This is a genomic window from Acidimangrovimonas pyrenivorans, from assembly GCF_042643245.1.
Classification (GTDB): domain Bacteria; phylum Pseudomonadota; class Alphaproteobacteria; order Rhodobacterales; family Rhodobacteraceae; genus Acidimangrovimonas; species Acidimangrovimonas pyrenivorans.
Map to the genome: position 1 here is coordinate 162,242 of NZ_JBHRSK010000008.1, position 8,723 is coordinate 170,964.

The window sequence follows — 8,723 nt, forward strand, 5'->3', positions numbered from 1 at the left end:
ACGAAAAGGAGGCGCCGCGACAGTCGGCGTAAGGGAGGGAATTATGGAGGATACCCATGGCTACGTCGAACGCGGACGTTCAATCGCCCGCAAGCCCGCCGAAGGTTTCGCCGACGGCGCTGGCTTCCGCGATCAAGTTCGAACAGCTGACCTGCACCATCGGCGCGGAGATCACCAATGTGAACGTCGCTGTGGCGGCGCAGGATGCCGACATGATGCGGGAAATCTATGCCCTGCTGCTGAAGCATCGCGTGCTCTTCTTCCGTGACCAGGACATCTCGCGCGCCGACCACGTGAAATTCGCCAGCCACTTCGGCGATCTGGAGGATCACCCCGTCGCCGGCAGCGATCCGGACCATCCCGGCCTGGTGCGCATCTACAAGTCGCCCGACCAGCCCAACGATCGCTACGAGAACGCATGGCACACCGATGCCACCTGGCGCGAAAAGCCGCCGATGGGCTGCGTGCTTCGCTGCGTCGAATGTCCGCCGGTGGGCGGCGACACGATGTGGGTCAACATGGTCGAGGCCTATGCTCGGCTGCCCGAGGAGATCAAGGCCAAGATCGACGGCCTGCGGGCGCGCCACAGCATCGAGGCAAGCTTCGGTGCAGCGATGCCGATCGAGAAACGGCTGGCACTGCACGCGCAGTTCCCCGACGCCGAGCACCCGGTCGTACGTATCCATCCGGACACCGACGAGAAGACGCTCTTCGTCAACGCCTTCACGACCCATTTCACCAACTACCACACGGCCAGCAACGTGCGCTTCGGCCAGGACTATTCGCCGGCTGCGAGCCAGTTGCTGAACTACCTGATCAGTCAGGCCAACATCCCCGAATACCAGGTCCGCTGGCGCTGGAAGCCCAACAGCATCGCCTTCTGGGACAACCGCGCGACCCAGCACTATGCGGTCATGGACTACCCGCCGTGCCACCGGAAGATGGAACGCGCCGGCATCATGGGCGACCTGCCCTACTGAGGCTCTGGCCGCACCACGGCCACCCCACATCGCAAACTCAAACGGAAAGGATTCGACATGAATTTCCTTGATGGCTCCCTGCATCCCGAAAACCAGGAAAAACTCGTCATCACGGCCGCACCCTATGGGCCCGAATGGGCCCCCGAAGACCTGCCGGCCGGCGAGATTCCGGTGACGATGGCAGAGCAGGTCCAGATGGCCGTCGACTGCTACAACGCCGGCGCGACCGTCCTGCATGTGCACGCCCGCGAAGATGACGGCCACGGCTCGAAGCGGCTGTCGCGGTTCAACGAGTTGCTGGACCGGCTGCGCAGCGCCGTGCCCGACATGATCCTGCAGGTCGGCGGCTCGATCTCCTTCGCGCCGGAAAACGAAGGCGAGGCGGCCAAGTGGCTGTCGGACGACACCCGTCACATGCTGGCCGAGTTGCAACCGACGCCGGACCAGGTGACGATCGCCATCAACACCAACCAGATGAACATCGTCGAACAGATGACTGCGGCCGACATTGCCGGCACCTCGGTCGAGGATCCGGCGCTCTATCGGGCCTACCGTGAGATGACGATCCCGGCGGGACCGGAGTGGGTCGAGGAACATATCCGCCGTCTGTCGGCAAACGGCATCCAGACCCATTTCCAACTGGCCAGCATCAACCAGCTCGAAACCGTCGAGCGGATGATGCGCCGCGGCGTCTCGAATGTCCCGCTGATCCTGACCTGGGTGGCCATCGGGGGCGGTTTCGACGCGCCCAACATCTACAACCTGGCGAATTTCGTCCGCGCGGTGCCGGACGGGGCCGTGCTGACGCTGGAGACGTCGATGCTGAACGTGTTGCCGCTCAACACGATGGCGATCGCGATGGGCCTGCACGTGCGCTGCGGCACCGAGGACAACATCTGGACGCAGGATCGCAGCGCCAAGATGGGATCGGTTGCGCAGATCGAACAATTGGTCCGGATTTCCGAGGAGATGAGCCGCCCGATCGCGAACGGGCAGGAGGCGCGCCGCATCTACCGGATCGGCGAGTTCTACAAATCGGCCGACGAGACCCTGGCCCGCAACGGTTTCGCGCCGAACCGTCAGGCCGGCCAGCGCGGCTTCCTGCGGCACGCGGCCGAGTGAGCCGGCTCATGGCTGAGGCGACCATTCTCATCGTTCCCGGCCTGCGCGATCACGTCGCCGAGCACTGGCAGACCCTGCTCGGCGACAGATTGCCCAACGCGCGGACCGTTCCCCCGATGGGGCGGACCGACCTCGACTGCGGCGCGCGCTGCGCCGCGATCGAGCGCGAGGTGCAGGCGATCGCCGGACCGGTCGTTCTCGTCGCCCATAGCGGCGGCGTGATCTCGGTCGCCCACTGGGCCAGGAAGACGCGGCACCCGGTGCTGGGTGCCGTCCTCGCCACGCCGCCGGACTTCGAATCGCCGATGCCCGACGGCTACCCGACCATCGCCGAGCTCGAGCATGCCGGCTGGCTGCCGGTCCCTTGGGACCCGCTGCCGTTTCCCAGCATCGTCGGCGCCAGCCGGAACGATCCGCTCGCCCAGTTCAGCCGGGTCGCCGAGATGGCCTCCGACTGGGGAAGCAAGCTGGTCGATCTTGGTGACGTCGGGCACCTGAACCCGGCTTCGGGCTACGGTAACTGGCCTCTGGCCGAACAGCTCGTCCACGACCTGATGGCGTTGCCGCGCATGCAGCGCAAGACAGCATAGAGGAACCGACACTCCATGACCCGCGCAATCCGATTTTACGAAACCGGCGGACCGGAAGTCCTCAAGCTCGAGCAAGTGGAGCTCGGTGAGCCGGGGCCGGGCGAAGCGCGCGTGCGCCACAGCCACATCGCGGTCAACTTCATCGACATCTATTTCCGCACCGGGCTCTATCCGCTGCCGTTGCCGAACGGGATCGGGTCGGACGCGGTCGGCGTCGTCGAGGCGGTCGGGCCAGGTGTCGAGGACATCCGGCCCGGCGACCGGGTCGGCTATCTGCTGGGGCCGCAAGGTGCCTATGCCGAAGCCCGCATCATGCCCGCCGATGTCCTGATTCCGATCCCCGACGGCGTTTCCGACAGCACCGCGGCGACGATCATCATGAAGGGGATGACGGCGCAATATCTGTTCCGCCAGGTCTATCCGCTGAAGAAGGGCGACACGTTCCTTTATCACGCCGCCGCCGGGGGCGTCGGCCTGATCGCTTGTCAGTGGGCGCGGGCGCTCGGCGCCACCATGATCGGCACCGTGTCGACTGACGAGAAGGCCGAGGTCGCCCGGGCCAACGGCTGTGCGCATGTGATCGTCACCTCGCGCGAGAACATCGCCGAGCGGGTGCGCGAGATCACGGACGGCAAAGGTGTCCCGGTGGTCTATGACTCGGTCGGCAAGGACACGCTGATGGCTTCGCTCGACAGCCTTCAGGTGCGCGGCGCTCTGGTCAGCAACGGCACGTCGTCCGGCCCGGTCAATATCGACAGCATGCTGCTTGCGGTGAAGGGGTCGCTCTGGATGACACGCCCCGCGATGATCCACTATGCAACGCCGCGGGCCAAGATGCTGGAAATGGCGGACGAAGTCTTCGGGATGGTCCTCTCCGGCAAGATCGCCAGCGAGCCGAGCCAGAGATTCCCGCTGGAAGAGGCCGCCAGGGCGCACGAAGCGCTGGAAAGCCGCGCTACGGTCGGCGCCACCGTCCTGATCCCCTAGCAACACGCCGAGACCGTCCCACCGGGATGGCCGCAAAAACAGGAAAGAGAGACCCACGTGCTTGGCCAGATGATGAACCAACCGCTGCTGATCTCCTCGCTGCTGAAGCACGCCGAGCGGCATCATGGCGAGCAGCAGGTGGTGTCGCGCCGGGTTGAGGGCGACATTCACCGCTATACCTATCGCGAGATGGCGGCCCGCGCCCGCCGGCTGGCCAATGCGCTTGCCGCGCAGGGGATGAAGCCGGGCGACCGGATCGCGACACTGGCATGGAACGGCTATCGGCACCTGGAACTCTACTACGCGGTATCCGGTTCGGGGGCGATCGTCCACACGATCAACCCGCGTCTGCATCCCGACCAGATCGCCTGGATCGCCAATCACGCGGAGGATCGGATCCTCTTCTTCGACTTGACCTTCCTGCCGATCGTAGAGCAGATCGCGCAGCAGACCGACACGATCCGCGCCTTCGTGGCGATGGCTGACCACGACAGCATGCCAGTTGCGTCCCGGGTGCCCAACCTGCTGTGCTACGAGGATTTCCTGGCGTCGGGAGACGATGTCTTAGACTGGCCGGAGCTCGACGAGAACACCGCGTCGTCGCTGTGCTATACATCGGGGACGACGGGCAATCCCAAGGGGGTGCTCTACAGCCATCGCTCGACCGTGTTGCACAGCTTCGCCGCGGCGCTGCCGGATTCGATGAACTGCTCGGCGCGCGACAGCATCCTGCCGGTCGTTCCGATGTTCCACGTCAATGCCTGGGGCCTGCCCTATGTCGGCTGCATGGTTGGTGCAAAGCTGGTCCTGCCGGGGCCTATGCTTGACGGGAGGTCGCTCTACGAGCTGATCGAGGCTGAGGGCGTGACCTTCTCGGCCGGGGTGCCGACGATCTGGCAGGGGCTTCTGGCGCATCTGGAAAACACCGGCGGCCGGTTCAGCACGATGCGCCGCACGATCATCGGCGGCTCGGCCTGTCCGCCGGCGATCATCCGGGCCTATCAGGATCGTTACGATGTCGAGGTTCTGCACGCCTGGGGCATGACCGAGCTGAGCCCGCTGGGAACGGTGAACAGTCCCAAGCCCGGCCATACGGCGCTCGACGCGGATGCGCGGTTGGCGCTGCAGGCCAAGCAAGGCCGTGCGGTCTTCGGCGTCGACATGAAGATCGTGGACGATGACGGGCGAGCGCTGCCGCATGACGGCAAGGCATCGGGCGATCTTCTCGTGCGGGGACCGTGGATCCTGTCGCATTACTTTAAAGCCGAGGATGACGACGCGCTGCTGGACGGCTGGTTTCCCACCGGGGACATCGCCACGATCGACGCCGACGGTTTCATGCAGATCACCGACCGGAGCAAGGATGTCATCAAGTCCGGTGGGGAGTGGATCGGCTCGATCGACCTGGAGAACATCGCCATGAGCCATCCCGGCATTGCGCAGGCGGCCTGCATCGCCGCGCGGCACGCGAAGTGGGGCGAACGGCCGCTGATCCTTGCCGTCCGCAAGCCCGGGCAGGCGGTCAGCGGACGCGAACTTCTGGACCATTTCGAGGGCAAGGTCGCCCGCTGGTGGACCCCCGATGATATCGTGTTCGTCGACGCGCTGCCCCTCGGTGCTACCGGCAAGATACTGAAGAACCGCCTGCGCGACCGGTTCGCGGACTTTCTCTTGAACCGGACGGGCGAAGCCCTGGCACCGGATCGAGAGGCCAGCGATTGAAGCGGGAAAGCATCTCCGCAGACCAAAAAACAAAAGGGAGTGGGACCATGAAGAAACTTGCACTTGCCGCCTTTGCGGCGCTCTGCCTCGGAACTGCGTCGATGTCGTCGGCCAAGGAACTGCGCTTGGGAATGTCCGCTCCCGAGGCGACGCCCTGGGGGGCCGCGGCCAAGGCGATGGCGGCGAAAGTCGCAGAACTGTCGGGCGGCGAACTGACGATCAGCCTGTATTTCAACAACGAACTGGGCGATGGGCAGACGATGGCCCGCCAGATCGCGCGCGGCCGTCTGGACATGGGCGTTCTGTCGAATGTCGAGGCGTCGCTGGTGCTGCCGGAATACGGCCTTCTGAACGCGCCCTACCTCTTCACCAGCGAGAAGCAGGCAGATTGCGTCATCGACAACCACGTAGGGGCGACATTCGACGCGGCGTTCCGCAAGGCGGGCGCAGTCTATCTGGCCCCGATCGAGGTCGGCGACATGATGATCATGGCGAAGTCGCCGTTCCGGCTTCCCTCTGACATAGCGCGCGAGAAGATCCGCACCTCACCGGCACCGACCGACACCTACTACGTGCAGGCGACCGGTGCCGAGGCCGTGCCGCTCAGCGTGCCCGAAACCATGCCGGCCCTGAAGACCGGTGCCGTGGTCGCGATCACGACGCCGATCATCATGGGGGTGGCGGGCGGCTACTGGGCCGAAGCGCCCGACTTCATCATGACGGATCACAGCCACCAGATCGGCGCGCTGCTGCTGTCGCGGACGACTTGGGACCGGCTTGACGAGTCTCAGCGCAATGCGCTGACCGAGGGCGCCAAGGCAATGAGCGGTCTGCGCCAGGGCGTGCGTGCGGCCGAGAAGGCTCTGCTGGCCAAGGCCACCGCGGGCGGCGCCCATGTCATCGAACTCACCCCCGAGGAAAAGGCGGCGTGGATGGCGGTGGCGCCCGCGGCGCAGGCGAAGATCGTCGCCAGCATCGGTGGTGATGCCGGCGAGGTCTGGGCGAAGCTGCAAGCCGCGAGTGCGGCGTGCGCGAACTGATGCGCCTGTCAGTCCGCTCCGCCCTGTCGGTCCTCGAGACCGTGGAAGGATACGTTGCCATGATGGCCTACATCGTCGTGGCAGCGCTTCTGATCGGGGACGTGCTGGCCCGCGAAGTGGTCGGCATCCCGATCCTGGGCTCCCAGTCGATCGCCGTCCTCGGGGCGATCGTCGCGGGCTTTGTCGGCCTGTCGTTGGCCACCGCCTCGGGGTCTCATCTGCGGCCCGCGGTCTTCGACGGCCTGGTGCCATCCAGCCTGGACCGTTACGTCGACCGCGGGTCCGACCTCATCGCCGCGGCCTTCTATCTTGCGATCGCCGTTTTCGCGGTACGTTTCGTCCTCGAAAGCATGTCCGCCGGCGACCGGGCCGCGGTTCTCTACTTTCCGCTGTGGCCGATCCAGATGGTGATGCCCTACGCCTTCCTGTCCTGCGCGATCCGTCATGCGGCCTATGCGATGGAACCCGCGCTGAAGGTCCATCACGAAGCCGCCGCCTGACCCAGAGCCACGCCACGGAGCACCCAGATCATGGCAACCCTCTTTCTTGTCCTGCTGATCTTCGGATTGCTTTTCTTCCGCCAGAACATCGTGGTGCTGCTGCTGGCGGCCACCGCCTATGTCCACCTGGTCTGGGGCGACGGGAAGATCGAATATCTCGTCGAGGACATGTGGATCAGCCTCAACAGCGAGGCCCTCCTGTCGATCCCGATGTTCCTGATCGTCGGAAACATCATGACCCAAGGGGCCATCGCGCGCCGGCTGATCCGGATCATGGTGCTGATCTCCGGCCCGCTGCCGGGAGGAATGGGCGTGGCGACGATCCTCTCCTGCGCGATCTTTGCGGCAATCAGCGGTTCGTCCCCGGTGACGCTTCTGGCGATCGGCACGATCCTCTACCCCGCGCTTCTGGAACAGGGGTACGACAAGCGGTTCGCGCTGGGCTCGATCACCTCGGGGGGGACGCTGGGGATCGTCATCCCGCCCTCGATCCCCCTTATCGTCTACGGCCTGGCGACCGAGCAATCCATTTCGGACCTGTTCATCGCCGGGATCGTGCCCGGCCTGATGCTGACCGCCGCGCTGGCGACCTATTCGCTCTGGGTCAACCGGCACCTGCCCTCCCGGCGTTTCGAAAGCAGTGAACTCGTCTCGGCCCTGCGCGAGGGGATATGGGCGCTGCTCCTGCCGGTAATCCTGCTGGGCGGCATCTATTCGGGCTATTTCACCGCCACCGAAGCCGCCGCCGTCGCCGTGCTCTACGCGCTGTTCGTGGAGATCGTGATCCACCGCGAGCTGAGCTGGCGGGACTTCCGTGCGACGACGGTCTCGACCGCGCGCATGCTGGGCATGCTGTTCCCGATCATCGCGGTGGCGCTGAGTCTGAAATCGCTGCTGACGATCATGCGGGTGCCGCACGAGCTGACCCAGTGGATCATCGAGCTGACGACGAACAAGTACCTGTTCCTGATCCTCGTCAACCTTCTTCTGCTGGTCGTCGGCTGCTTCTTCGACGTGATCTCGGCGATCCTGATCCTGGCGCCGCTTCTGCTGATGCCGGCGACGGCACTGGGCATCAATCCGGTCCATTTCGGCGTCATGATGGTCATCAACCTCGAAATCGGCTTCCTGACGCCGCCGGTGGGCATGAACCTGTTCGTGGCGATGACGGCCTTCCGCGAGAAGTTCAGCACGGTCTGCATCGCCGTGCTACCGTTCATGCTCATTATCCTGTGCGTGCTGTTGCTGGTCGCTTTCGTGCCGCAGATCTCGCTTCTCCTGCTGTGACCGGGCGTGGGAGTCAGTCGGAGCGCGCAGCCGGCGGAGGTTCGTGCGGCGGCTGCGCCCGGGTCGGCATGGCGGCGCTGCTGTTCCGAACGAGAGCAAGGGCTTCATGGCCGACTGCTCGGTTTCCATTCTGTTTGGATATTGATGCAGTCGAATAGCTCATTCTCCGGTTTGATCGCGGATACTGTCCTCTCCACAGGTTGAGTGATCAGATCCCCGGAAACTCTGCCCACGGGCGGTAGAAGGCTGGGGAGCAGATCACTCAACCACGGACACCAGCGTCAGTTGGATGAATGTCGGGGATCACAGCACGGCCAAGCTGCATCCCTCCCGGGCGGCTCGCGGGATATCGATACCGGAGCTAAGTCCGACCTCATGACCGACCGTGAGTTCAGACCTGAGATTGGAGTCCTGCCTGTGAACCGGCATGCAAAAAGGACCCCGTATTGGGGTTATCGTGACCTGCCACGGGTCTTTCATCCAGCCGTGACCGGA

General features: G+C 64.8%; 8 protein-coding genes. All 8 read left to right on the plus strand.

Going from position 1 to position 8,723, the window contains the following annotated elements; genetic code table 11:
- Positions 1 to 56: 56 nt before the first annotated feature.
- From ACFOES_RS13055 to ACFOES_RS13090, 8 genes are read left to right on the plus strand one after another with little or no spacing between them, the layout of a single operon-like run.
- Complete coding sequence (locus tag ACFOES_RS13055; protein ID WP_377833734.1) at positions 57 to 980, plus strand: TauD/TfdA dioxygenase family protein; 924 nt, start codon at positions 57 to 59, stop codon at positions 978 to 980.
- Between the two features lie 57 nt (positions 981 to 1,037).
- On the plus strand, positions 1,038 to 2,102 hold the full coding sequence (locus tag ACFOES_RS13060; RefSeq protein WP_377833735.1) for a BKACE family enzyme: 1,065 nt from the start codon (positions 1,038 to 1,040) through the stop codon (positions 2,100 to 2,102).
- Between the two features lie 8 nt (positions 2,103 to 2,110).
- Entirely contained in the window at positions 2,111 to 2,692 is a 582-nt protein-coding gene (locus tag ACFOES_RS13065) for an RBBP9/YdeN family alpha/beta hydrolase (protein WP_377833736.1), read from the plus strand.
- A 15-nt stretch (positions 2,693 to 2,707) separates the two neighbouring features.
- Complete coding sequence (locus tag ACFOES_RS13070) at positions 2,708 to 3,679, plus strand: quinone oxidoreductase family protein (protein ID WP_377833737.1); 972 nt, start codon at positions 2,708 to 2,710, stop codon at positions 3,677 to 3,679.
- Positions 3,680 to 3,736: 57 nt separating this feature from the next.
- The gene (locus tag ACFOES_RS13075; protein WP_377833738.1) at positions 3,737 to 5,401 is read left to right on the plus strand and encodes a 3-(methylthio)propionyl-CoA ligase; all 1,665 of its coding nucleotides are present in this window, start codon (positions 3,737 to 3,739) and stop codon (positions 5,399 to 5,401) included.
- A gap of 47 nt (positions 5,402 to 5,448) precedes the next feature.
- Positions 5,449 to 6,441, plus strand: coding sequence for a TRAP transporter substrate-binding protein DctP (gene dctP, locus ACFOES_RS13080; protein WP_377833739.1), 993 nt, complete (start codon positions 5,449 to 5,451; stop codon positions 6,439 to 6,441).
- Positions 6,442 to 6,500: 59 nt separating this feature from the next.
- Positions 6,501 to 6,941 (plus strand): TRAP transporter small permease, encoded by a 441-nt coding sequence (locus tag ACFOES_RS13085; protein ID WP_377833740.1) that lies wholly within the window; start codon positions 6,501 to 6,503, stop codon positions 6,939 to 6,941.
- A 30-nt stretch (positions 6,942 to 6,971) separates the two neighbouring features.
- Positions 6,972 to 8,228 (plus strand): TRAP transporter large permease, encoded by a 1,257-nt coding sequence (locus tag ACFOES_RS13090; protein WP_377833741.1) that lies wholly within the window; start codon positions 6,972 to 6,974, stop codon positions 8,226 to 8,228.
- Positions 8,229 to 8,723: the final 495 nt, after the last annotated feature.